Source organism: Xenorhabdus sp. PB62.4 (assembly GCF_014467285.1).
Taxonomy (GTDB): domain Bacteria; phylum Pseudomonadota; class Gammaproteobacteria; order Enterobacterales; family Enterobacteriaceae; genus Xenorhabdus.
Genome location: NZ_NKHR01000008.1, coordinates 114,122 through 138,699, shown reverse-complemented (window position 1 = coordinate 138,699; position 24,578 = coordinate 114,122). Strand labels below are relative to the sequence as shown.

Annotated in this window: 20 protein-coding genes and 1 pseudogene; 5 read left to right on the top strand and 16 right to left on the bottom strand. The window is 41.2% G+C overall.

Going from position 1 to position 24,578, the window contains the following annotated elements; genetic code table 11:
• Positions 1–26: 26 nt before the first annotated feature.
• Both lhgO and Xenpb_RS09605 read right to left on the bottom strand, forming a co-directional pair.
• Positions 27–1,217, bottom strand: coding sequence for an L-2-hydroxyglutarate oxidase (gene lhgO / locus Xenpb_RS09610; protein WP_187654108.1), 1,191 nt, complete (start codon positions 1,215–1,217; stop codon positions 27–29).
• Entirely contained in the window at positions 1,210–3,183 is a 1,974-nt protein-coding gene (locus Xenpb_RS09605; RefSeq protein WP_187654107.1) for a TRAP transporter permease, read from the bottom strand. Before Xenpb_RS09605 ends, lhgO begins: the two co-directional genes overlap by 8 nt.
• A gap of 850 nt (positions 3,184–4,033) precedes the next feature.
• Between Xenpb_RS09605 and Xenpb_RS09600 the strand changes: the two genes are divergently transcribed.
• On the top strand, positions 4,034–4,279 hold the full coding sequence (locus Xenpb_RS09600; protein WP_304952543.1) for a DoxX family protein: 246 nt from the start codon (positions 4,034–4,036) through the stop codon (positions 4,277–4,279).
• Between the two features lie 152 nt (positions 4,280–4,431).
• On the opposite strand, the gene Xenpb_RS09595 is transcribed toward Xenpb_RS09600, so the two are convergent.
• From Xenpb_RS09595 to Xenpb_RS09575, 5 genes and pseudogenes are all read right to left on the bottom strand, one after another.
• Complete coding sequence (locus tag Xenpb_RS09595; RefSeq protein ID WP_222942928.1) at positions 4,432–4,797, bottom strand: RidA family protein; 366 nt, start codon at positions 4,795–4,797, stop codon at positions 4,432–4,434.
• A gap of 116 nt (positions 4,798–4,913) precedes the next feature.
• Entirely contained in the window at positions 4,914–5,204 is a 291-nt protein-coding gene (locus Xenpb_RS09590; protein WP_187654105.1) for a putative quinol monooxygenase, read from the bottom strand.
• Between the two features lie 197 nt (positions 5,205–5,401).
• Positions 5,402–5,518: pseudogene (locus Xenpb_RS09585) on the bottom strand (IS1 family transposase); the annotation flags it as partial.
• A 62-nt stretch (positions 5,519–5,580) separates the two neighbouring features.
• Entirely contained in the window at positions 5,581–6,195 is a 615-nt protein-coding gene (locus tag Xenpb_RS09580) for a hypothetical protein (protein ID WP_187654104.1), read from the bottom strand.
• Between the two features lie 410 nt (positions 6,196–6,605).
• Positions 6,606–7,823 carry a TAXI family TRAP transporter solute-binding subunit gene (locus Xenpb_RS09575; protein ID WP_187654103.1) on the bottom strand — a complete coding sequence of 406 codons (1,218 nt, stop codon included), beginning with the start codon at positions 7,821–7,823 and terminating at the stop codon, positions 6,606–6,608.
• Positions 7,824–8,069: 246 nt separating this feature from the next.
• On the opposite strand from Xenpb_RS09575, the gene Xenpb_RS09570 reads away from it, so the two are divergent.
• Entirely contained in the window at positions 8,070–8,921 is an 852-nt protein-coding gene (locus Xenpb_RS09570) for an alpha/beta fold hydrolase (protein WP_187654102.1), read from the top strand.
• A 195-nt stretch (positions 8,922–9,116) separates the two neighbouring features.
• Here the strand turns inward: Xenpb_RS09570 and Xenpb_RS09565 are convergent, their stop codons facing one another.
• The gene (locus Xenpb_RS09565; protein ID WP_187654101.1) at positions 9,117–9,296 is read right to left on the bottom strand and encodes a hypothetical protein; all 180 of its coding nucleotides are present in this window, start codon (positions 9,294–9,296) and stop codon (positions 9,117–9,119) included.
• A 570-nt stretch (positions 9,297–9,866) separates the two neighbouring features.
• On the opposite strand from Xenpb_RS09565, the gene Xenpb_RS09560 reads away from it, so the two are divergent.
• Positions 9,867–11,255: an amidohydrolase family protein gene (locus Xenpb_RS09560; RefSeq protein ID WP_187654100.1), complete on the top strand. Its 1,389-nt coding sequence runs from the start codon at positions 9,867–9,869 to the stop codon at positions 11,253–11,255.
• Positions 11,256–11,393: 138 nt separating this feature from the next.
• On the opposite strand, the gene Xenpb_RS09555 is transcribed toward Xenpb_RS09560, so the two are convergent.
• The 3 genes from Xenpb_RS09555 to pth form a co-directional block, all read right to left on the bottom strand.
• Positions 11,394–12,539: an alpha/beta fold hydrolase gene (locus tag Xenpb_RS09555; RefSeq protein ID WP_222942927.1), complete on the bottom strand. Its 1,146-nt coding sequence runs from the start codon at positions 12,537–12,539 to the stop codon at positions 11,394–11,396.
• Positions 12,540–12,974: 435 nt separating this feature from the next.
• A complete protein-coding gene (gene ychF, locus Xenpb_RS09550; protein ID WP_187654099.1) occupies positions 12,975–14,066 on the bottom strand; it encodes a redox-regulated ATPase YchF in 1,092 nt (363 codons plus the stop codon).
• A 111-nt stretch (positions 14,067–14,177) separates the two neighbouring features.
• Positions 14,178–14,768: an aminoacyl-tRNA hydrolase gene (gene pth, locus Xenpb_RS09545; RefSeq protein WP_187654098.1), complete on the bottom strand. Its 591-nt coding sequence runs from the start codon at positions 14,766–14,768 to the stop codon at positions 14,178–14,180.
• A 273-nt stretch (positions 14,769–15,041) separates the two neighbouring features.
• Here pth and ychH point away from each other — a divergent pair, with 273 nt between their 5' ends.
• Positions 15,042–15,317 carry a stress-induced protein YchH gene (gene ychH / locus Xenpb_RS09540; RefSeq protein WP_099115240.1) on the top strand — a complete coding sequence of 92 codons (276 nt, stop codon included), beginning with the start codon at positions 15,042–15,044 and terminating at the stop codon, positions 15,315–15,317.
• Between the two features lie 116 nt (positions 15,318–15,433).
• On the opposite strand, the gene Xenpb_RS09535 is transcribed toward ychH, so the two are convergent.
• The 5 genes from Xenpb_RS09535 to lolB all read right to left on the bottom strand — a co-directional run bounded on the left by Xenpb_RS09535 (position 15,434) and on the right by lolB (position 22,968).
• Positions 15,434–17,416 (bottom strand): autotransporter outer membrane beta-barrel domain-containing protein, encoded by a 1,983-nt coding sequence (locus Xenpb_RS09535; RefSeq protein ID WP_187654097.1) that lies wholly within the window; start codon positions 17,414–17,416, stop codon positions 15,434–15,436.
• Positions 17,417–17,673: 257 nt separating this feature from the next.
• Positions 17,674–19,695, bottom strand: a complete 2,022-nt coding sequence (locus tag Xenpb_RS09530) for an autotransporter outer membrane beta-barrel domain-containing protein (RefSeq protein ID WP_187654096.1) — start codon at positions 19,693–19,695, stop codon at positions 17,674–17,676.
• 773 nt (positions 19,696–20,468) lie between these two features.
• A complete protein-coding gene (gene prs, locus Xenpb_RS09525; RefSeq protein ID WP_187654137.1) occupies positions 20,469–21,416 on the bottom strand; it encodes a ribose-phosphate diphosphokinase in 948 nt (315 codons plus the stop codon).
• A gap of 59 nt (positions 21,417–21,475) precedes the next feature.
• Positions 21,476–22,351 carry a 4-(cytidine 5'-diphospho)-2-C-methyl-D-erythritol kinase gene (gene ispE, locus Xenpb_RS09520; RefSeq protein WP_187654095.1) on the bottom strand — a complete coding sequence of 292 codons (876 nt, stop codon included), beginning with the start codon at positions 22,349–22,351 and terminating at the stop codon, positions 21,476–21,478.
• The gene (gene lolB, locus Xenpb_RS09515) at positions 22,351–22,968 is read right to left on the bottom strand and encodes a lipoprotein insertase outer membrane protein LolB (RefSeq protein ID WP_255523096.1); all 618 of its coding nucleotides are present in this window, start codon (positions 22,966–22,968) and stop codon (positions 22,351–22,353) included. The genes ispE and lolB overlap by 1 nt, the downstream gene beginning before the upstream one ends.
• A 323-nt stretch (positions 22,969–23,291) precedes the next feature.
• Here lolB and hemA point away from each other — a divergent pair, with 323 nt between their 5' ends.
• On the top strand, positions 23,292–24,554 hold the full coding sequence (gene hemA, locus Xenpb_RS09510) for a glutamyl-tRNA reductase (RefSeq protein ID WP_187654094.1): 1,263 nt from the start codon (positions 23,292–23,294) through the stop codon (positions 24,552–24,554).
• The last annotated feature ends 24 nt before the right edge of the window (positions 24,555–24,578 follow it).

Sequence of the window (24,578 nt, the reverse complement as noted above, 5' to 3'; positions counted from 1 at the left end):
ACTGTCAGTTTAAAATATATCAATCCTCAAAAATCAGTGAAATATTGCCTCACAATTTCCCTGCCAATCTCTATCGACGCCGTAGCCGCTGGAGAGGGGGCATTGCATACATGCAATGAACGGCGACCTTTTACAAAGTGAAAATCATCCACCAATTTGCCATCGTCGGTGAGTGCCTGAGCGCGAACGCCGGCAGGCCCCGGTTTGATATCTTCTGGCTGCAAATCAGGAATAAGCTGACGGGCATTCTCAGTGAAAAGACGGCGTGAAAATGAACGCTGCATTTCTGCTACGCCTTCGCAAAAATAGCGCGTAGCAATCTTCCAAAATCCTTTGTATGTCAGCACTTCTGCTAAATCCCGTGGGTTGAAGTCCGTTTTATGATATCCCTCGCGTTTAAATGCCAGTACCGCATTCGGGCCGACATCCCGCTTGCCATTGTGCATCCGTGTAAAATGAACGCCGAGGAAAGGAAAATCAGGATTGGGCACCGGGTAAATCAGATGATTAACCAGATAATTTTTACTGCTATTCAGTACATAATATTCGCCCCGAAATGGGACAATCTTCATGCCGGTTTCATAACCTGCCAACCGGGCAATTCTGTCACTGTGCAATCCGGCGCAATTCACCAGCCATTTGGTTTGATAACAGGTTTTCTGAGTTTGTACTTCAACATAATCCCGGTGTTCACAAATACCTTGAACCTGTTGTTGATAATGAATATCTCCACCTTTGGCCTGAATAATTTCAGCCAGTTTTGCGGCAACTTCCGGGTAATTAACAATACCTGCATCCGGCACCAGAATTGCCTCAAGGCCATTCACATAAGGCTCGCGTTCTTTCAATTGAGCTTGTGAAAGGCGTTTGACTTCAAGGCCATTCTGTACCCCTCGTTGATAGATATTCTCCAGCAAAGGCAGCTCCTTGAGTTGGGTTGCGACAATCACTTTACCGCAACGGTCGTAATATAACCCGTATTGCTGGCAAAACTGGTATATCGTGCGGTTTCCCTGTTTTGCCAGCCGTGCTTTTAAGCTGCCGGGGGGGTAGTAAATGCCAGAGTGAACAACGTTGCTGTTATGGCCGCTTTGATGCTCTGCCACACCATTTTCTTTATCCAACACGAGCAAGCGCAGGTGCGGATAACGTTCTTGCAGGGCCTTGGCAGTGCCAAGCCCGACTAATCCTGCTCCAATGATAATCACGTCATACATTTTCAGAATGTTCCTCATGATTTTTATTTTTCAAATGTCCCCATTTATTGCGTAAAAAATGTATGGTTCCTGCGGCGATAATCAATACTATTCCAGCCAGATCAGTCAGCATTCCCGGTTTGATTAAAAGAATCGCGGCGATCGCGAAGAGAATTCTTTCTGACCAATGGGTGTTGCTCATCCAGAAATTTGCGCAGGCAATGGAAAGTGAATAGATGCCAATCAGGGCAGTCAGAATCATATAACTGATGGACAGGGCGTTTAAATGGTCGCCCTGCATCAATAATGCAGGGTTGTACACTAAAATAAATGGGATGATAAAGCCCGGCAAAGCCAGCCGTACCGCATTCCATGAAGTCTGCATTGGATCAGCGCGAGCAATGCTGGCTGCTGTGTAACTGGCAAGTGCCACAGGTGGTGTAATATTGGAAAGTGCACCAAACCAGAAAACAAAGAAGTGAGCCGCCAATGGTAAAACACCGGCTTTGATTAATATGGGTGACACTGTCACGGCAACGACGATATATAAGGCAGTTGAAGGTAATCCCATACTGAGGACAATACAAACAGCCATCACAACAAGCAGAATCATCCACAGGGTATTATTGGTGAGTGAAACAATATTGAAGGCGAGAGTAGAGCCAATGCCCGTCATGGTGACAACACAGATAATTACGCCAATAGCAGCACAGGCAACGGTGACTTGAATAGCCCCGCGAGCAGCCTCATTCAGGGCAGCAGCAATTTTTTTGGGTGTCATGCGTACAGAAGTGTCTGGTGTTATCCAGCTTGCGATGATAATTGTGATAATGCCGAGGAAACCGGCATAAATCGGGGTTTTTCCGGTTAATAGCGTTCCGATCACAATAAATAGTGGTAATAATAACAAACCACGCGCTTTCAGTACGGCTTTAACTTGGGGAATATTATTCTTACTGAGACCTTTTAATCCTTGTTTCTTGGCCTCCAAATCAATAGCGATAATCAGGGCTGCATAATAGAGCAGAGCCGGAATAATGGCTGCAATCACAATAGTGGTGTAGGAGATACCCAGAAAACCCGCCATGATAAATGCGGCTGCCCCCATAATAGGTGGCATGATCATGCCTCCCGTTGATGCCGCAGCTTCGACCGCACCGGCAAAACGGGAAGATAGGCCGATGTTTTTCATCAGAGGAATGGTGAAAGTGCCTGTTGTAGCAACGTTGGCAACAGCACTGCCACTGAGTGAACCTGTCAGGGCAGAAGAGATAACAGCAACCTGCGCTGGCCCGCCCCGGCGACGTCCGGCTATTGATAGAGCAAGGTCATTGAACAGGGCAGTCGCACCACTGACACTTAAAAATGCGCCAAACAGAATAAAGGTGATAATTGCTGTTGATGCGGTAGATAGCGTAATACCAAAAATACCTTCACTGGTCATGAATAAGCGGAACAGCAGACGTTCAAGCGAAAACCCGGCATGCCCGAAGATCCCCATGAAATATTGGCCGAATAGGGCATAGATAATGGCAAAAATAGATAAACCCGGAATGAAATAGCCTGTAGTGCGCCTTGCTGCTTCAAACAGCACCCCAATACCGATAACGGACATGACATAATCTGTGGTGTTGGGAATACTGTTACGCACAACATGCAGGTCAGTGTAAGTAAGATAAAAATACCCATAACTTATCAGTGTAAGCAGAATAAAAAAGTAATCCCAATAATTGAATTTAGAAGTTGAATAACGTTTGGAAATTGGAAACAGAATAAAGCCTAAGACCAGAATGCCACTAAGGAAAGTTGCATTGCGGTAAAATTCTTGCGTATTGGATAACGCATTGGAATAAATAGAGTAAAGAGAAATAGTGACAGCAAGTATGGTTGTGAACTTCAAATAGACACCCATTAAATGGCGGCTGCCGGAGCCGGTTTCTTTATCCAGCTCAGCAGCAGCAGATGACGTTACATTGTCAGTATTCATAGTAACTCCATAACATTATGGTCAATAGCATCTTGGTAAAAATCGGAGTGAAAATTATGGTTGATTGATCGCAGATTTGATGGAGGCGGAATCGCAAATCAATATAACCATATGAATATATTTAATTCATTTCACGTCATTGTTTTTATGTCCCTTTTTGTGACCCTGAATTTTTGCTTTCCTGATTTTCCTACCTTTCTAATTTTACTTATCTTTATCACTATTTGAGTGTCTTATAGGTATCTTAAAGCAAAAAAGCCATAAGCGTTAAAAATGGTCAGAGTGTGTTGCCATTTTAATCTCAGGGCGTTGTATAAAAACTTATTATTTTCACGAAGTCGATCACAAACTGAGGAAGGCTATCTCTATGGTTTATTTTTCTTAAATTCTTTTTGCAGGGTATGCGTCCATGTGCGGCTAGCTGAACCCCCTGACATGCTGGCTTCGTTAATGACTAATGACTGGTGTTGCCGGGCAATCGCTCATATATTGAATAGTTGGTTATTGTGATATGCTCTAACTTTTTAAGGGTGGAGTATGGTTAAAGTTGACGTTTATTGTCGTTATTGTCACACCTTCCGTTACGTTTTGAAACTTCGCCGATGGTTAAAGCCTGATTGAAATTATCGCATTTATCTTTTTTAATCTCTATTGACCTCAAGTTAACTTGAGATTTTATAGTGCAACGTTGCTGTGTCTGTCAACTAGTAAAAAATACTACCCTGCTGTTTTATCGCGAAGAAAATGCGGGATCGTTTTTGTTTAATAATCAGGAAAATAGATGGTGTAACGTTTTATTGAAAACGCACTTGAGAGTAATTGGCTATGGTTTGTTGTCCGGCTGCTGCTTTTGGTTATTTTCATTTCATCTGGACTTGCGAAACTTATCGACTTTGGAGGCGGTCTGGCAGAAATGCGCGCTGCGGGACTATATCCAGATTGGTTTTTTAATATCGCATCAGCGATTGTTTTGCTGTCTGGTTCCCTGCTGATTTTATTTGATTGTTTTGTTTGGCTTGGTGCCGGAATGTTATCCGTTTTCCTCTTTTTAACCATTGCTATTGTACATACCTTTTGGCTTTTTCAGGGGATTTAGCCAAAACTTCACTCTATTTTGCGCTTGAACATACCACTGTAATTGGAGGGCTGATATCAGGAGTGAAAAACTGTTATTAAGAGATATAGCTAGCTGATGCTGGTTTCTATTTTAAAATCGCCGTAAGCTCTCGCCCAATGTGGGCGAGTCTGTTACTCACATAGGGCAATAATTGATTCAATTTCTATTTGTAAATCTGGATGAATAAGATTTGATACTTCAACCAGAGAGCAAGAGGGTAAATTTCCTTCATAAAAATCAAACAGCAATGGACGAATTAATGGGAGTTGGTTGATATCTTTAACGAAAATAGTGAATTTTATCAGATCAGACTTATGTCTGTTCTCCTGCTCAAGTATCGAAGTCATTTGTTGGAGAATGGCAAGGGTCTGTGATTCTACATTATGAGTTTGTGCTTCCGTACCAAAAGCCGTTAAACCTGACACATATAATAGACCGTGGTGTTTTGTTGCATGTACATATGGACCTTTGACTTGAGGTAAATCATCATAATTCATTCTAATAACCAAAATATGCTCCTTAATGATTTGCGCCTTTATACCTTTTATCTTTCAGGTTGCGGCATTATTTCCTGAGCTGCAACCCGAGATCTATTGGAGATATTATGATGAGGTTAAATAATATCTGTCGTAAAAACTTGCACGATATCAGTCAAGTTTAAGGATAAATAATACTGTGTATGCTCATATTCAAAGTGTTTCTTTAATGAGTCATGGTCAATAAATTTTTCCCACATGATAAAAGAACGTGGATTTTCACGAGATTGTTGGATGAAAAATATTTCACAGCCTGGCTCTAATAGCGTTTTCTGTTGCAAGACTTTCAGTTCCTTGACAACGATGTCAAGGTTTGCTTTTTCATTGGCTATAATTTCTGCTGTGACATAATATCCATTATTATACATTTATATTGACCTTATTATTTTAATGAAGTGTGAAGATTAAACGAAACGCTTATTATAAATTTACAGAAGGTAATATAGTCCTAAATGTAAAATTTAAACAAGTGATAATAACATTAATAAATTATTCATCATTTTTGCTATTCTTTGAAAACATTTTCTTAAATTGTTGGTTGTGTATTAAATGGTTAGCTCTCTTATTAAAAATAGTTCTCACGCTCAATGAAAGTACTAATCACTTTATCGTGCATTTCCTCCGATTTAGAATGCTCTATCGTTTTTCGATTCAGTCTTTTTATCCGGGTTCTATGCGTTAATTAGCAATATCCATTAATAATTTTTCTGTCGAACTTTCCGGTATCATGTTTTAAACATACTTTTATTTTATTGATTTCTGTTCAATATAAATTGAATAACTTAAATCATCTATTTTTAATGCTGGTAAGTCAGCTAACACTTCAACTGTCAACCGATATTGTCCATATTGATATGGGGATCCAAAATCCACTAAACCAAATAAATTATTACCTGACCACCCAGATGAAGAAGTTACTTTTGCGTGAGTTTTTTCATATATTATGCTTTCTGTTAAATCATCATTTATTTTATATATTTTTATATCAAAAATAGGCTTGCCTTTAAGGTCATGTATAGGACCACTTCCTCTAAATATGTCACTAACATAGAACCCTAAATTAGAATCTTCTCGTTTTTTAATATTCAAACTAATTTTAGGTGATGGAGTATTAGCAGGAATAAGATAGAGAAGTTTAGGTTTGGGTTGAGGAACCTTCCAAAACACCAAATCTACTTTTTCCCCTTTTTCATACAGCTTAATCGGAGTTTCAACTGAGTGGTAACCACCAACTGTAGTTGGTTTAGGATTTAAAAAAAAGTAAGGATCTTCTGTAGGTGGGCGCATCCATTGGATTAACATTACAATGCCTGCTCCAAAAAAAACAGCCAAAACCAATAACATAGTGCTTTTTACCATAAGTTTTTGTTCCATCAGAAGTAAAGAAAATTTAGGATTCCGTTTCATAGCTAAGTTAAAGTGCATACAAAACAAGATATAACAAAATAATTTATCTATTCAAGAGTGAATGGAAACACATCAAGAGAATTGTGATTAACTTCTCCTCTTAAATGAAATCAGATAATTACTTAATTTAAGCTCCACATAAAACAACAAATTAAAACTACACTGATGCGCTACGCTTGTCTTCTCTGGTTTGTCTGGTTAATGTATGAGCCAGAAAAGCCATTTTTCACTGCCCCCACCCTTGTAGGTAATTACTCTTCTGGCAGGTTGCCCCTTGTCGGTTTTGGCATCCATTTAATGGCGGTATCGATATTCAGCTCATATTGCGGCGAATGTCCTGTTTGCTTTTCTTACGCAGAACACTACGGGATAGACACCAAAAGTTTCATTGTGGGGGCATTCTTATAATCGAACGGCTGGCGCTCCGGATTATTTCCCTTGCTGCATATTGATTGCAATAGATTAAACCTGACGTTGAAATAGGAAAGGTAGTTGATTTTGAAAGATTTGATATTGATTGCTGTATTTGGCTGGACTTCACTGGAAGTTGAAGTGGTGTCGGGAGGCATAAGATAATCGGGAATATTCAGACCTATTTCGCGATAATATTGATAGGCACCAGGATGTAATGGAACGGAAACACCTTTGAGGGCGTTTTCGGGCAGAATATATTTCGCAGAGCTGTGAATTTGGTGAACTTCTTTCTGGTTTTCAAACATCGATTTTGTTAATTCATAAATGATTTTTTCATCTATTTTGCGCGTTGTCATCAGAATATTGGGTTGAGCGATTGTTTGAACGGGCTGTTTTTGGCGAGGATAAGTTTCTGGTTTGATGATAAAACGAAACCACGAGTTAGCGATGGCGTTAATCTTCTCCAGTTGTTCATTTGTCACATTGAGGATACGGGCAGGAACGCCGCTGGCATACATATCTGTGATAGCCGATGCTGGCACACCGGCAGGCAAGGCCCCGCCATCAAGACGTCCATCCCGCATGGCAGAAACGGTATCACCATAGCCAAGATATTCCGGTTGAATATCCTGTTTGCTAAGATTGATACCGCTGAGAATAATCAGGGTAGATTGTTCCGTGCCACTGGCTTGGGGCCCGACAGAAAAACGGGTTCCGGCAATATCATTCAGTGTTCCATCCTTGATCTTATTGTCTAATAAAACAAAATGTTCAACATTTGGCCAAAGCACGGCTATGGAACGCAGGTCTTGATAAGGACGATTTTCGAAATTACGGACACCTTGATAGGCTTCGACAGCGATCAAACTCTGTAAAATAGCGAGTTGTGCTTCATCTTTCTGGAGTAAGTCAATATTTTCAATCGAACCGGCTGAAGATTGCCCCGTGACCTGAATATTTTCCTGTTTCAGATGGTTACTCCATACATTGGCTAAACCCACGCCTATCGGGTAATAAGTTCCACCCGTGGAAGCGGTAGCTACGGAGAGAAAACGTTTATTGGCATTTTCTATTTTTCCTGCAATGGCCATGAGGACCAAAATAATGGCGGCAATGATTGCCAATAGAAGTTTGAGTTTTTTCGACGTTCTCTTTTGTATTTGCATAACTTAATTACCAAATGTTGTGTAACAAGTGTTTAATGGTTTGTTAAATTGTATACAGTATGACACGTTAAAATCAGAGTTTAATATTGCTGATTTGTGATAGGTGTTTTGAAAATATCAAAACAAAAGATGTGTAATGGTATATGGATTTTGTGTAAGGAAAGTACGAAATAATCTTTTAACGGATCACCAATGCCAATAGGTTGCCTGAGTTAATTTGTTATTGATTCTTGAGGAGATAGTATAATGACGACTACACATGATGATATTAACTACTATGATATTCAAACCCGTTATGCTGGCATATCGGTCATAGATACTGGCGGTAATGGTTTACCCGTTCTTCTGATACATGGCAATTCAAGTTGTAAAGAAATATTCCGTCATCAAATTAACTATCTAAAAGGGAACTCTCTAAAAGGGAAATACCGGGTTTTGGCGTTAGATTTGCCTGGACATGGCGCATCATCAAATGCCAGTGAACCACGCCAAGCGTATTCAATGCCGAGTTATGCCCGCACTATTATTGAAGTATTGGAAAAGTTAGGCATTAACAGAGTCGTGGTTTTTGGCTGGTCATTGGGAGGGCATATTGGCTTGGAAATGTTGGCTCTGTTTCCCAAAATGATTGGGCTAATGATCTGTGGTACCCCACCGGTAGCGATTGGTGCAGATAACGTGGCCCTTGGTTTTAAACCCTGCGAACATATGGGGCTTGCTGGCAAAGCTGATTTTACTGAAGAAGATATTAAGCATTTTGCATACGAAACTTGTGGGGTCAATGCACCTCATGAACCTTTCCTTATGGAAGCGGTGGCAAGAACAGATGGATTGACACGACAATATATGTTTGAGGCCTTTCTTTCATCTCAAGCGACTGATCAAAAATTATTGGCTGAGACCAGTGAAATACCGTTAGCGATTGTTAATGGTGCTGGTGATCCATTTATTAATATTGATTATATTAATGGTTTGAATTACCGAAATCTTTGGAAAAATCAGGTATTCAATTTAGCGAATGTTGATCATGCCCCATTTTGGGAAGCTCCAGACGTATTTAACCCGATTTTGGCTGAGTTTCTCAATGATTTTCAATGAATTTAATGGCTGTCCATTCTACTAATGTGCCCATTTTTTATTTGCATAAGACAATATTAAGGATACCCTTTATGTTAAGAAAGGGTATCCTTATCTTCTTATTCATATTGTATCAGTTATTTTTAAATGACAGTTTATTTTCCTGTATTAACTCGCTGAATAATGGAGTTTATTGGACATATATTTAGGGCCTAATTATAAGCATCCTTGTCTCACTACACTCCAAAAACCATGGTCAGGAATTCTTTCACATGTCTTTATGCAAAACGCTTTTGCAGCACCTGCAAGATAACCACAAAAAAGCGCATTTGCGTTGGTAGTAACAGTTACTCCGATAATTAATGAAAGTATACAAGCAGCTAGTTTTCTATTCATGATTTAATTCCTCAGTAAGAATATAAGTATTTACATGATAAAGATTTGTACTAATGCTAAAAGTAATCTACCTTTCACAATTGAGTGACACATTGTTTATATTTAACAACAGCTTATATTTAACAACATGCCACAACAATAACGCATTGATCTCTTGCACTGTATCTTCAAGTTGAGATTTGTTGAGTATATGATATGTTTCGGTTCACTGAGATGTTAGCTAATAATCAATATTGATAAGCTTATGCAACTTAAATAGTTGTGATGTCGCATTGTTCATTTGTTATTTTCGATGTTATATATTTAATTTTACCTTGGCTACAGGTTTATTTATCCTATTTATATTCCATTGAAAATAACAATAATGATCCTTAACGATCCTTGTAATCATTTAAATTTATTAATTTTATTATAAAGAGAATGGGTTGTTTTATTTATTAAGGTGTCGGTGTGATTACATCATAAATTCCATAAGCTTATACTCTAACCATCGGAGGGCGGGATATTTCGGTACCACACTGTACAGTAAGGTGGGTATGTGTATTGTTAGCGACTAAAAAGGAAGAAGGCATGAACAAAAATAAAAGCCGTCGTGAATTTTTAAGCCAGAGCGGCAAAATAGTCACTACTTGTGCGTTGTTGGGCGCAGCCAGCCCTGTCGCGTATGCTGTTCAGTCAGTTACAGCAGACTGTGAGATGGACAATTCCATGCAGCCAACTGATAAGCATTACTATTTAGATAATGTTTTGCTGGAATCGGGGTTTGCATTTGAGGGACAAACGGTAGTCGGTACCCTGACTGAGCTGAAAACTCTGGAAATCAATAATGGTAAAATTGTTGCGTTGCACGGAAACAAACAGGACTTGGACAGCCCATTACCACGTTACGATGCGGGTGGTAAATTGATACTCCCCGCAATGCGGGATATGCACATTCATCTGGATAAAACTTATTATGGTGGTTCGTGGCGCGCCCTTAACCGGCCGGCTGGCACCACAATTCAGGACATGATCAAACTTGAGCAGAAAATATTACCGGAACTGCAACCATACACTCAGGAGCGTGCGGAAAAACTGATTGACCTTATCCAGTCGAAAGGCTCCACCATCGCCCGCAGTCACTGCAATATTGAACCAACTTCAGGACTGAAAAATCTCGAAAACCTGCAAAAAGTACTGGCACGTCGTCAAGCTGGTTTTAGTTGTGAGATTGTGGCTTTTCCGCAGCATGGTCTTCTGCTTTCTGAATCAGAATCGTTGATGCGTGAAGCGATGCAGGCGGGGGCACACTATGTGGGCGGTCTTGATCCCACTAGCGTTGACGGCATGATGGAAAAGTCCCTTGATACGATGTTCCAGATTGCGCTGGACTATGGCAAAGGTGTGGATATTCATCTGCACGAAACCGATCTGGCAGGTGTAGCGGCGATTAATTACATGATAGAAACCGTTGAAAAAACACCGCAGTTAAAAGGCAAACTGACCATCAGCCACGCCTTTGCACTGGAGACGCTGAACGAACAACAAGTGGATGAAATAGCTGCCCGCATGGCAGCGCAGCAGATAACTATTGCGTCTACTGTGCCTATCGGTACGCTGCATATGCCGCTCAAACAGTTACGCGACAAAGGCGTATTCGTGATGACCGGCACCGATAGCGTAATTGATCATTGGTCACCATATGGTTTGGGTGACATGCTGGAAAAAGCCAACCTGTATGCACAGCTTTATATTCATCCGAACGAGCAGGCGCTGTCTCGTGCTCTGGGGATTGCCACTGGCGATGTTCTGCCGCTCAATGATAAAGGCGAGCGCGTATGGCCTAACGTGCAGGATGATGCCAGCTTTGTACTGGTGGATGCCTCCTGTTCTGCTGAGGCAGTAGCACGTATTTCGCCGCGAACCGCGACATTCCATAAGGGAAAAATGGCGTGGGGGAATGTGAGGAAAGTGATATAAAAGGCTTTTCATATTAATGTCATTGTCGGGTAACATACTAGAAATTTAATATGTTACCCGAATAATACTCAGAACCTATCCCGTCACTTTCTTAATATGACAAAACCTATGATGTATTTTTTTAAGAAGAATGATTAATTAATTGATTAATTCAATCGCATTCAGATCGTTATTATCGGTTAAATTCTTCCCATTAAAGAATCGTATAAGAAGATCGGCCAACACATCCGGGCGTTCTACCATGACAAGATGATCTGATTTTTTGATGGTGGTGAATATTGAGTTTGGAAAAATAGACGCGCAAAGTTTTACATATTCAGGCGGTGTCATGATGTCATACTCGCCAGTAGCAAATAAAATTGGTTTGTTAAAGTTTTCGGCTTTCTCGTATTTCTTTTGGTTCAAGAGACGTATTTGGAGATGTTCATATTGCTCTCCCTGATGCCGTGTTGATTCCTGTAACGTTTTTTTCAGAAGCTTATATGTCGTATCTCTTCCTAATATATTAATACCTGGATCGAGACAGAGGATACTTGAAATTATCTTCTCTATAGATTCTTCGTATTTCCCTTCGCTGAGTAATCGTAAGGCTGTATTGAGCCTATCTTGAATGTGAGGTGGCTGAGTTAATGCAGTACCGATTAATACGGATTTATTAATTCTATCGGGCCATTGATATGAAAATGCCAGAGCAGTAGCACCACCGTAAGAAATACCAATCAGATTTATTGTTTGCAAGGAAAGAACATCTAAAATATGTCGTGCGCATTGAGCAAGAAATTCAAAGCTTTCCTTTTTGGGAAGATTCTCGGGAATATCATCCGCAGATCCTATTCCCGGTAAATCAACAAATATGAGCGGGCCGTCATCTTTGAGAAGATATTCAAGGTGTGGCAAGGAATACATATCTTGAAAACCGCCCGCGATAACGAGCTTTGGTATTGTTGTTGCTGCACTGATATCACCAATGATACGAAAAGCATATTTTACGCCACGCCATTCAATTTCTCTTCTGTCTTGGGGGGGAAGGCGATGAGTTGAATCAATAAAAGCGGCGAGGGATTCAACATTTCTGAATCTAAGAACATCACTCCAATCTATTTTCTTTCCTAAATTTTGCTCAATAAAAATTTGTATTTCGACCAGAGAGATGGAATCTGCTCCGAGACTGAAAAAATCATCTTTGATATTTACTGACTCTACATGTAGTACTTCTTGACATATTTTCAGTACCTCATTTTCAGTGTCATTGAGTTTTCGGTTTTGTGGTGATGTTGTGATCATATCTTCCTCTTATTCCTGCTTAGTTATTTTTTAATAATCTTAGTTAGAGTTTTATGAAAACAGGTAGTTTTTGGTGAATAAATGGCAAGAAGGTGGACATTAGATCATTTCTAAAACAAAAAATAACATATAGAAATTATTATTTAATAATATCAATATGATGATTAGAGGATGATTGAACTTTGAGGAGGTTTGTGAGGTGGTATTTCCTGATGTTACAAAACGGCTTTTACTACACAGTGAAGTTTACTGTATGGCTGGAAATATCTATCTGATATAGAAAAGAAGCGACTAAACCGCTTTTTAGATAAACTGCTTAATAAATACTTAGTAAAACAAACCGCCACTGCATATTCTTTACGTAGAAATGAATACACAAATGGCGGTTTTCAAATTCAGATTATTCTGTTCAGGCTCTAGGCCATCTAAAACAAATCAGACGTTAAACAAGAAGTTCATCACATCGCCATCTTTAACGATGTAATCTTTCCCTTCTGCACGCATTTTACCGGCTTCTTTCGCGCCTTGTTCGCCTTTGTAAGTAATGAAATCTTCAAACGCGATCGTTTGGGCACGGATAAAGCCTTTTTCGAAATCGGTGTGGATTTTACCCGCCGCCTGTGGAGCTGTCGCGCCGACTGGAATAGTCCAGGCACGAACTTCTTTTACGCCAGCAGTAAAATAAGTTTGCAGATTCAGCAGTTGATAGCCCGCACGAATAACACGGTTCAACCCCGGTTCTTCCAGACCCAGTTCAGCCATGAATTCTTCACGGTCGGCGTCTTCCAGTTCTGCGATATCCGCTTCAATGGCAGCACAAACAGGAACAACCGCCGAACCTTCAGCTTCCGCAATAGCACGGACGGTATCAAGGTATGGGTTATTTTCAAAACCATCTTCATTGACGTTGGCAATGTACATGGTTGGTTTCAGAGTCAGGAAGCTCAGATAACGAATAGCGGCTTTTTCTTCCACGCTTAAGTCTAAAGAGCGCAGCATGCCAGCTTGTTCAAGGTGAGGAAGACATTTTTCCAAAACTTCCAGCTCTGCTTTGGCATCTTTATCGCCACCTTTGGCTTTCTTCTGTACACGTTGGATAGCGCGTTCGCAAGTATCCAGATCTGACAGCGCCAGCTCAGTATTGATAACGTCAATATCAGCAGCAGGATCAACCTGACCAGCAACGTGAATGATGTTGTCGTTTTCAAAACAGCGTACAACATGGCCGATAGCTTCTGTTTCACGGATGTTGGTCAGGAATTGGTTACCCAGACCTTCGCCTTTTGAAGCACCTTTTACCAGGCCAGCAATATCCACGAATTCCATCGTGGTTGGCAGTATACGCTGTGGTTTGACGATCTCAGCCAGTCGGTCGAGACGTGGGTCTGGCATCGGCACAACACCTGTGTTTGGCTCGATAGTGCAGAACGGGAAGTTTGCTGCTTCGATACCTGCTTTGGTCAGCGCATTGAATAATGTAGATTTCCCAACGTTAGGCAGGCCAACGATACCGCATTTGAATCCCATAAATTTATCACCTTAGATCACTTATAAACCAACGAGCATATGCCTGTCGGTGAGTTATACAAAATTGGCGCCATTATACACGCAATAGTCGGCTGCGCCACGCACTCTCAGCTAGGCGCTGGCTTTAAAGGCATGCAGACGGTTAATCGCTTTGGGCATGCCATCTTTGATGAGGATATCGGTGCAGCGCAATGCTTCATCAATCGCATCGTCAATCAGCTTTTGCTCGCTGGCAGGCGGTTTACCAAGTACGAAACCCACAACTTTGTTTTTGTCCCCCGGATGGCCGATACCAACACGCAGGCGATGAAAGTTAGGGTTATTGCCGAACTTGTTTTGGATATCTTTCAAACCATTATGACCGCCATTGCTGCCACCCAATTTCATTTTTGCTACACCGGGAGGGAGATCCAACTCATCATGGGCCACCAGAATTTCATCTGGTTGAATGCGGTAGAAACCGGCAAGGGCAAGGACAGATTTGCCACTGAGGTTCATGAAAGTCGTGGGCACCAGCAGGCGGATATCTTGTCCGTTGATGTTGATGCGGGCTGTATAGCCAAAAAATTTACTCTCTTCTTTCAGAGACTGGTTATGGCGTTGTGCTAACAAATCGACAAACCATGCTCCGGCATTATGTCTGGTCTGTGCATATTCAGCACCGGGATTTGCCAGGCCAACGATTAATTTTATGTTACTCACAGTTTAGCTTCGCTTATTGGCAATAAAACAAAAAGAGGGTTAGTTTACCCATCTCAAGGCTTGAGTACAAAATTCATTAATAGTGTTCTTAATAAATATTATTTCAATGAAATGTAAAAGGTTAGGTCTAAATTTGTATGGCTTGTGATCAAGGCCGCAATAACCTTTTAATCTACAAGGCTATAATTAATACAAAAGAAGATATCTACTTTCGTGCTTTTGAGTTCGTTGTTTTTACGCATTGGCGTTCACAAAAAGTATTGGAGGTTGGTTATGAGGCGTAAAAAGGCTTTTGTTTTTGGTAATATTCTCATGGGACTGGGAATGTCGGCAATGTTAATCAGTTTGACTTATGTATTGTTCAGTCATATTTTCAGTTTCGGGCAATCTGAATTACTGTCAGGCATTGCATTAATGGGATTATTTGTTGGCGCATTTATTTGGTTGGCAGGTGCTAATATTGGCGGTCGGGAACAGGTTACCGACAAATATTGGTGGCTGAAGAATTATGATGGGCGTTATCGTCGTAAAAAGTACAGACATCCGTGATTGTTTCAAATGTTGAAATCTAATGAGTTTGGATAAGGCGGAACTTTGTTACCGCCTTATCCTGTCTGTGGAATTTTCTTTCGCATTTTCTCTGGGCTTATTCTGTAATTCACATCTTAGAAGCTCATATTAAAACCGAGACTGAAATCATAGTTATGATTCGATGAGCTATTGTTTTTTTCATGTGATACGGCTGCGAATGCACGAAAGTTATTAGTCAGGTTGGCATTAACCCCGATTGTGTATTGAAAACGGTCTCTATCTTGTTGTTCTCCCCGTTGAACGAAAGTTCTTTTAGCTGAATTGATCGCGCTGCGGAGTGCATAGCGTTCATTGTCGAATTGGTGCTTGAACAGGATAGAAGCGTAAGGATTGAAACGACCTAATTGCGTATCAACCCGCCAGCCAATAGAGCCAACTTTAGATGTGTAGTGCTGACTTCCAAAATGCATAGAGGTACTGTTGTTATCAGATTCACGATAGCCATCAATACTGCCTTTATCCCAACTATATTGGATGATTGGGCTGGTGGTCAGATAATCAGTGACAGGGATATTCCAGCCTGCTGTGATCCGCCAACCCCATTGCTTGCCGATGGTTGAGCCTGATTCCCTGCGTATGGCCCGACCAAGTTGGATAGAACGTGACAGGTTATCGAAATGGGTGCGCGAATAATGGGCATCGCCGCTTAACCAACCGTTGTTGTTGTAGTTCCATAGTGTATAAGCTGTTACGACATGACCTGTAGCCGCATAATTGAAATCCGGGGTTAAATCTTGTTCATCACGATAATGTGAAAGGGTTGCTCCTAACAGTAGATTATCTGTTAGTTGGTAATCGCCGCCTAAGATGAGCGTGGTATTGTTATTGCCTGTATAACCACCGAATACACCAACTTTACCTTGGGCGTTATGGCTATTGCGAAGTTGTTGCAGATGCCCGTCAAGTGAGTTTAAGGCGTTTGTAACGGGGATACGGTTGGTATAATTCAGCCTCATCACTTGTAGCGGAGCGTTATAGATTGACATAATGTACTGACCGACGACATGGTGCACATAAGGTGTCGGGTGGAAACTATCAGAAAACAAGTATGACTGGCTTTTATCAAACTCAGGGTCAGAAGAAGAACAAAACATGGCCAATTTGCCTTGTGGGCAAGCATAACCAAGGGTATTGTCAATGCCATAAATAGTTGGGTTTTCAATTACTTCTCGTAAGAGGAGATTGGTATCAGCAAGGAGGATATTGCCATTACCAAGCTGATCTTCCTCTTTCTGATTGTACTCAGCAGACAATTGGGAAGCAATTTTGCTGTTTTGATCATAGGCCTCAATCAGTTGTTGATAGATTTCTTGAGCTTTTTTGGGATCTTGGGGAGATGCACCTTCAGCAATCTTTTTAAAAACACCCTCAATAACTTGACGCCGGACAGCGCCATTCGGTGTAGGGTATTTATTGAGGGCCTGGTGAGTTTGTTTCAGAATCTGGGAAATTTTTTCATCAGGGATTTTGCTTTTTTTCAAGGCTCCCTGTAGTACTGCCTCCATAATTTTGGGGCTTGTACCAATATCAGGAACATTCGGTACAATAATCAAATCAGCTCCGGCCTTAGTGAGTTGATTGATCTGTGACGCTGCGGAGGCGGAACTATTATTGATAATTTTTTGTGCCGTTTTTTTATCACCTTTTGCTGCAAATTCCAAAGCCTCTGCGATATTATTTCCCCCTACCCAATGTACATATAGAGCATCAGAACTTGCTCGCCCAGAGTGTGTTTTCAAATAATTATCGACCTGCTTTTTTGTCGTATTCTTCAAAAGCTTACATAATCCTGTTAATGCGCCATTGGCAGTTGCACAACCTTGTGCGTAATTAGTTCCGCCATCTTTAGATGGGGTTAGTTTTTTTCCGGTGAGTTTACGTGTTATATATTCATCATAAAGTTCTGAATTTTCTCCATCCGTTGTAAATCTTCCTACATTACCGCCATCACTTAGACTATCGCCAAAAACATAAACATTGTCATAAGCATGGGCATGTGTAATGAAATTAAATAAAAATGCAGTCGTGGTCGATATTAAAAAAAATGTTTTTTTCATCCTCGTTCTCCAGAAAGAATGGTTCACTATTTATTATCTTTGGTTGAGGTCTGATTGATTTTTTGATTTTCAGGCAGGTTCGATGCTACTTCTATCTACCTATATGAAGAGTCAACATGATGTTGGTATGTTTATATGGAAACTAAACGAAGAGAAAATAAAAACGCAAGACAGTGATATTACCGCCTTGCGTTTCTTATTGAATTGTCTGTGTCTGTTTTTCGATGATTCGATTACATCGTTTTATCTATACAGAATTAGAAACTCGCGTTGATGCCTAAGCTAAAGTTATAGTTAGGATCTTGAGCATTGCCGTCATTACGGGTCACAGAAGCAAAACCACGCAGTTTACTGGTCAGGTTTGCATTCACGCCGACAGTATATTGACGCCAATTGGTGCTTTGTTTACTACTTTCCGTTACAAAAGAAGACTTGGTGGAATCAGTATTCATACCGCTGCGTAGCTTATATTTAGTGTCACCAAATTGGTGGTTAAACTGAATTGAAGCGTAAGGGTTGAAACGGCCCAGATTAGTATCCACTCGCCAACCCAGTGTACCAACTTTGGAAGTATAGCTCTGATCACTAAAGTTCATAGAACTGCTATTGTTGCCGGATTCACGATAACCGTCGATATCACCTTTGTCCCAGGCATACTGGATAATGGGGCTGGTGGTCAGATAGTTGGTGACAGGAATGTCCCATCCGGCAGTAATGCGCGCTCCCCACTGTTTACCTGTGGTTGAGCCGGTTTCTCTGCGTGTGGCTTTACCAAGCTGAATGGCACGGGTCAGGCTGTCATAATTGGTACGTGAATAATGGACATCGCCACTGAGCCAGCCGTTGTCATAATAGTTCCACAGCGCATAAGCGGTAAAAATATGGCCGCGGCCTTCATAAGTGAAGTTAGAAACTGGAGAGCGTTCTTCTTTATAGTTAGAATACATGGCACCCAACCGCAAGTTATCGATTAACTGATAATCGCTACCTAGCGTAAAGGTTTTATCCCGGGTGCCAGTGAAGCTACCAAAGACACCAATTTTACCTTGAGGATTGCCGCCACTACGCAGTTGTTGCAGGTGACCATCAAGGGAAGAGAGGGCACTTTTAACGGAGGCACGGTTGACTTGAGTCAGGGTCATTACCTGTGATGGCGCTTGAATGCTGGAAGTAATGAGCTGGCCTTCTATTTCTTGTGCCAACTCGCTTGGATGTTTGTTGTCTGCAAATACAAACTGTCTGTCTTTAGTAAATTCTGCTTCACCAGAATTACATTCACTCGCGGATTCACCTTGTGGGCAGGCATAACCTAACGTATTTTGAAAGCCATAAATCAGAGGATCGGCAATGACTTCACGTAACAGACCATTAATATCAATGCGCATAATATTAGCATTAGTTTGACTGAGCTGTTCCTTTATCTGTTTGTTTATCTGTTCGTTATAGATGTCTGTGAGAATTTTAGCCATTTTTTTGGCTGCTTCGTAACCTTCTGTAAGCTCTTTTTCAACTTCTTTGGCGGATGCTCCAGGAATAAGTCCTTCAGCTTTCAGACCCAGCTCATGAAAAACTTTTTTCAGAGCAATATCGCGAGCTGCACTATTGGGGATTTCGTGCTTGTTAATTTCTGTATGGACTTCTTTTAAAACTCCTTGTATGAGAGAATTTATCTTCTTCTGAGGAATGCTTTTATTTTTTAATTCCTTGTTGATCCCACTCGTTATAACTTGTTCAAGTAACTCTGGTGTTGTGCCAACATCAGGAACAGTGGGAACAATCATTAATCCGTTACCTGCACCTGCATTTACAAGTTGTTTAATCTGATCAACAGTAGCTTTTGCACTGGTTCCAACATTCTCTTCAGCTTTTTTGAGGTCCTTATATTTTAAAGCAGCCGTTATAGCAGCATCAAGATCATTCCCACCTACCCAGTGAATATAAATACCGTTAGGATCCGCTTTATTATTATGCTTATTCAGATAAGCATCTACCTGCTGTTGTGTACTTAGTTTGTCTTTATTATATTCCCCTATAGAAGTAGCACCGCCTTGGGCATAATTAGTTCCCCCTTTGTCTGAGTTAGTTAGGTTAGTCCTTGTAATGTGTTTAGCGATATACTCAGCATATATCTGTTTTTGATCTGTCGTATATCTTCCTATATTCCCACCATCACTCAAACTATCACCAAAAACATAAACCTGGTTATAAGCATGGGCAGTAGAAACGGCATTGATTGAAAGCGCTAACAGTGCAGGTGTAAATAAAAATGCCTTTTTCATTGGCACTCTCCTTAAAAAGTAGTTTTTTTTATTGATCAGCATATCGCTTTTGAATGAAAAACATTCGGCGCCTTTTCTTTGATGAAACAGGAGATGCTGATGTATTGGATATTCAAAATAAATTTAAGTCAGACAGCTAACTGATTGATAATGACTGTCTTAAGGTTAAGTATGGTTCCCTGTTAACGATATTCCATATTGATTCGAATTTTTTATACACAATGTGATGCGAATACATTCAGCTTTTAAATATTTCCCTGAACATGGCCTATTGGATTCAACAAGAAAAAATCCATCACTGCTTAGTTTTCAATACTGATATCTGATCACATTAACAATATTTATTTTTTTTAGTTTGGGAATAATATTTTTTCGGTGATATTAGCAAGTAAAAAATCGCTTTCATCAACCGCTCCACAGGTTAGCAGTAACTTTTCAGCGACACCAGTGTTGTTAGAAGCTTTGGCAACTGGACGTACCAGATAATTGATTATATTTGCAGAGGATGATTCTTTTTATTGTTGATAAATTCCGCAATAAAATGTTTTGAAAAGAGTTGATGGTGTAATGGTTAATTAATTGATATTGTTAATTATTTTCAGTAAATTAAAATTTATAATAGTTATTAATTTATGATGAAAGCATTAATTAATAGTATATAAAATAAACAGAAAACCCCGCTACTGTGGATGCAGTAACGGGGTTTCTTAGACAATGATTTATTTAATCACTTGAATAAGTTAACGCTTAATTTCAACGCTGAACTTTAAACATTAGTGCTCAAACATAGCAGAGATAGACTCTTCATTGCTGATACGGCGAATAGCTTCAGCAAGCATGCCAGACAGTGTCAGAGTGCGCACTTTGTTCAACGCCTTAATCTCATCAGACAGAGGAATGGTGTCACAGACAACAAATTCATCGATCATAGAGTTCTTGATGTTTTCCACTGCATTACCGGAGAAAATAGGGTGGGTTGCATAAGCAAATACCCGCTTCGCTCCGCGCTCTTTCAATGCTTCTGCCGCTTTACACAGTGTGCCGCCTGTATCGATCATGTCATCAACCAGAACGCAATCACGGCCAGCAACATCACCAATGATGTGCATAACTTGAGAAACGTTTGCACGTGGGCGACGTTTATCAATGATAGCCATATCTGTATCGTTCAGCAGTTTGGCAATCGCACGGGCACGGACAACACCACCGATGTCTGGAGAGACAACGATAGGGTTTTCCAGATCTTGCTGGAGCATGTCTTCCAGAAGGATTGGGCTGCCAAATACATTATCAACCGGGACATCAAAGAAGCCTTGGATCTGCTCGGCGTGCAGGTCAACAGTGAGAACACGGTCTACTCCAACGCTGGACAAAAAGTCCGCGACAACTTTGGCTGTGATAGGTACACGAGCTGAACGAACACGGCGATCCTGACGGGCATAACCGAAGTAAGGAATAACAGCGGTAATACGGCCAGCAGAAGCACGACGTAAGGCATCGACCATAACGACTAATTCCATCAGGTTGTCGTTGGTTGGTGCACAGGTAGACTGGATGATGAAAACATCACCACCGCGTACATTTTCATTGATTTGAACACTGACTTCACCGTCGCTGAAACGACCGACGGCAGCGTCTCCCAGGCTAGTGTACAGGCGGTTAGCAACACGTTGTGCTAGTTCAGGTGTAGCATTACCAGCAAAAAGCTTCATATCGGGCACGGGATAAACCTCAGGCTTGCGTCCAGAGAGATATTGTTGACCAATCAAACAAACATTGCTCATTGGTTCAATAACATGGTTATCCCAGAGCGGAATTTATGCAACGGAGAAATGTTAACGCCACGCGCAACAAAGCCCTGCATCCACTCTGGGGCTTGATTTAACACCCTACGGGCCGATGCTTCAGATTCGAACTCGCCGAAAACACATGCACCGGTTCCGGTCAGGCGTGACGGTGCGTATTCTAACAGCCATAAAAGAAGCTGTTCAACCTCACGAAAACGTTTTCTTGCGATTGGCTCACAATCATTTGCAAATGGTGCCTGTAATAATGCGGGTAGAGCACGAATCGGAGAATTTCTTTTTAATTCAGGATCTGTGAAGATCATCGGGGTTGAGATCTCAATCCCGGGGTGAGCAACCAAGAACCATTTTTCTTCCGGTGAGGCGGGTTGAAGTTTTTCTCCGATGCCTTCGGCAAAAGCGGCATGACCTTTGACAAAGACCGGAACATCTGCACCAAGGCTAACCCCCAGTTGTGCCAGTTCATCATCGGACAGGTTGGCTTGCCAATGATAGTTTAAGGCGACTAATACCGTTGCGGCATTGGAAGAACCGCCACCTAATCCTCCGCCCATCGGCAGGCATTTATCAATGTGGATATCAGCCCCCGGATGTTCGGTACCCATTTGGTGTGTTTTTAAATGATGCTGCAATAACCGGGCAGCCCGCACGATCAAATTATCATCATGGGTTACTCCTTCAACAGGGGTCAACAGACGGATTTGATTATCCTGACGGGGGGTAATGGTGATTTCATCACCATAATCTAAAAATTGGAACAGCGTTTGCAGTTCATGGTAACCATCAGGGCGTTGTCCTGTGATATACAAAAATAAATTCAATTTTGCCGGGGAGGGCCAGGTTAAAGTCATTATTGTGTTGTCCAATTATCCATCTTTAGTTTTATGCGGTTTTTTCCTTGCGTGAGTTCCAGGCGATTAGGTAAGGCAGGGATCGTGGATGTATCATATCCCTGATAAGTTACCCGCCAAATTTCACCATTTTGTTGATCACTTACGGACTTAAGCAGGTAATTCGCATCTAGTTGAAAATCTTTGGCATTACCGGGCAAACCAATAATCCAATTTTTAAGGTTATCCAGAGGGATATTCATATTGGTAAGCTGGTAAATTAAGGATGCCGGGTCATCACTGAGATATTTTTTACCATTATTATCAGTGAGCTGAATCATATTGGGTTTAACAAATAATTCCAACTCAGTCGTACCCAATGGATTTAGCAGCAGTAATTTATAATTGTCATGCGAATATTGTTGCCAGAAAAAACGGGCATACACTTTTTTTTCATCTGCCAGATAAGCAAAAGAGCCCCGGGTCTGGTAATGCTCTAATTTTTGTAATTTTTGTTCGCGGGCATGCCATTGTGGGGTATCCGCTGATCCTGTGCCTGTGGGAGGTTGCGTGATTGTACAGGCAATCAGTAAGACAGCGGAGAGAGGAAGCAAGCGAAAAAATAAAGACATTTTCATAAGGTAACCCTTGGCAATAAGAGAGTCTGAAACTTGGAATCTATCGGGACATTTATTGGGTATAGATATTAGATATAGGTATTGGGTATAAATACGGGTTTAGGACATGCCATCCAAGTCTATAATCAAGAGGCTAATTTAGCGAAAATTTGGTAAGAATTCTCGAATAAATTATCGCATAACTGTCTGATTGACTTTTATTGCACTGGAGCATCAAGTAAAATGCCCATCCAATGAGAGTCCTTATGAAGGGTGTGAGTTTATGAGAATAGTTATTAATATCATCATGAATTTGATCCCTGTGATAACTCAACGCAGTTAAAATGACTTTATTAGCACTTGGTATCAACCATAAAACAGCGCCTGTTTCTTTACGTGAGCGGGTAGCCTTTTCTCCTGACACGATAGGGCTTGCACTTGATGACCTGCTCCGGCAACCGCTGGTGCGGGGCGGTGTTGTGCTGTCAACCTGTAACCGGACAGAGCTCTATCTCAGTGTTGAACAGCAGGATAATTTTAAAGAGCAGTTAATTAATTGGTTATGCAGGTATCATCAGCTCAATCCTGAAGATTTGAAATCAAGTCTCTATTGGCATTTGAATGATGAAGCTGTCAGTCATTTAATGCGAGTCGCAAGTGGCCTAGATTCCCTTGTATTGGGAGAACCTCAGATTTTGGGGCAGGTGAAAAAAGCCTTCGCTGAGTCGCAAAGTTATCAATCCCTATCAGGTGAGTTGGAACGCCTGTTCCAAAAATCTTTCTCAGTAGCTAAACGGGTCAGAACAGAAACAGAAATTGGTGCAAATGCCGTTTCTGTGGCATTTGCCGCCTGTACACTTGCCCGGCAAATTTTCGAATCTCTTTCTCAACTGTCTATCCTGCTGGTGGGAGCAGGGGAAACGATTGAACTGGTAGCACGCCACCTTAAAGAACATGGGGTGTGTCACATGATGATTGCCAACCGTACGAAAGAGCGGGCGCAGATGCTTGCCAGTGAAGTTAATGCCGAAGTTATTTCCCTGCCGGATATCGATACTCGGTTGGCTGAAGCTGATATTGTGATCAGTTCCACCGCCAGCCCATTGCCGATTATTGGTAAAGGTATGGTTGAACGGGCGTTGAAATTACGTCGTAACCAGCCGATGTTGCTGATTGATATCGCCGTTCCCCGTGATATTGAACCGGACGTTGAAAAATTAAGTGATGTTTATCTGTACAGCGTTGATGACTTACAGGCCATCATTCAACAAAACCTCGCTCAGCGTAAAGCCGCAGCCATTGTTGCAGAAGGTATTGTGCAACAAGAAAGCAACCACTTTATGGATTGGTTGCGTTCTCAGGGAGCAGTTAATACAATTCGCGAATACCGGGAACAAGCAGAGAAAATCAGGGCTGAAATGACGGCAAAAGCATTGATGTCTATAAAACAGGGTGCTGATGCTGAACAGATCATTAACCAATTGACTCACCAATTGACGAATCGTCTGATTCATACACCAACTAAATCTCTCCAACAGGCTGCCAGTGATGGCGATTTGGAACGCCTGAATCTATTACGGGACAGCCTTGGGCTGGATCATAACTAACCCTATTCTAAATAAGGTCTGATA

Excerpts from the sequence above, each read along its gene's own strand:
- lhgO (WP_187654108.1), bottom strand. The coding sequence starts at position 1,217 with ATGTATGACGTGATTATCATTGGAGCAGGATTAGTCGGGCTTGGCACT.
- Xenpb_RS09605 (WP_187654107.1), bottom strand. The coding sequence starts at position 3,183 with ATGAATACTGACAATGTAACGTCATCTGCTGCTGCTGAGCTGGATAAA.
- Xenpb_RS09595 (WP_222942928.1), bottom strand. The coding sequence starts at position 4,797 with ATGAATTATGATGATTTACCTCAAGTCAAAGGTCCATATGTACATGCA.
- Xenpb_RS09590 (WP_187654105.1), bottom strand. The coding sequence starts at position 5,204 with ATGTATAATAATGGATATTATGTCACAGCAGAAATTATAGCCAATGAA.
- Xenpb_RS09580 (WP_187654104.1), bottom strand. The coding sequence starts at position 6,195 with ATGGTAAAAAGCACTATGTTATTGGTTTTGGCTGTTTTTTTTGGAGCA.
- Xenpb_RS09575 (WP_187654103.1), bottom strand. The coding sequence starts at position 7,823 with ATGCAAATACAAAAGAGAACGTCGAAAAAACTCAAACTTCTATTGGCA.
- Xenpb_RS09570 (WP_187654102.1), top strand. The coding sequence starts at position 8,070 with ATGACGACTACACATGATGATATTAACTACTATGATATTCAAACCCGT.
- Xenpb_RS09565 (WP_187654101.1), bottom strand. The coding sequence starts at position 9,296 with ATGAATAGAAAACTAGCTGCTTGTATACTTTCATTAATTATCGGAGTA.
- Xenpb_RS09560 (WP_187654100.1), top strand. The coding sequence starts at position 9,867 with ATGAACAAAAATAAAAGCCGTCGTGAATTTTTAAGCCAGAGCGGCAAA.
- Xenpb_RS09555 (WP_222942927.1), bottom strand. The coding sequence starts at position 12,539 with ATGATCACAACATCACCACAAAACCGAAAACTCAATGACACTGAAAAT.
- ychF (WP_187654099.1), bottom strand. The coding sequence starts at position 14,066 with ATGGGATTCAAATGCGGTATCGTTGGCCTGCCTAACGTTGGGAAATCT.
- ychH (WP_099115240.1), top strand. The coding sequence starts at position 15,042 with ATGAGGCGTAAAAAGGCTTTTGTTTTTGGTAATATTCTCATGGGACTG.
- Xenpb_RS09535 (WP_187654097.1), bottom strand. The coding sequence starts at position 17,416 with ATGAAAAAAACATTTTTTTTAATATCGACCACGACTGCATTTTTATTT.
- Xenpb_RS09530 (WP_187654096.1), bottom strand. The coding sequence starts at position 19,695 with ATGAAAAAGGCATTTTTATTTACACCTGCACTGTTAGCGCTTTCAATC.
- ispE (WP_187654095.1), bottom strand. The coding sequence starts at position 22,351 with ATGACTTTAACCTGGCCCTCCCCGGCAAAATTGAATTTATTTTTGTAT.
- lolB (WP_255523096.1), bottom strand. The coding sequence starts at position 22,968 with ATGAAAATGTCTTTATTTTTTCGCTTGCTTCCTCTCTCCGCTGTCTTA.
- hemA (WP_187654094.1), top strand. The coding sequence starts at position 23,292 with ATGACTTTATTAGCACTTGGTATCAACCATAAAACAGCGCCTGTTTCT.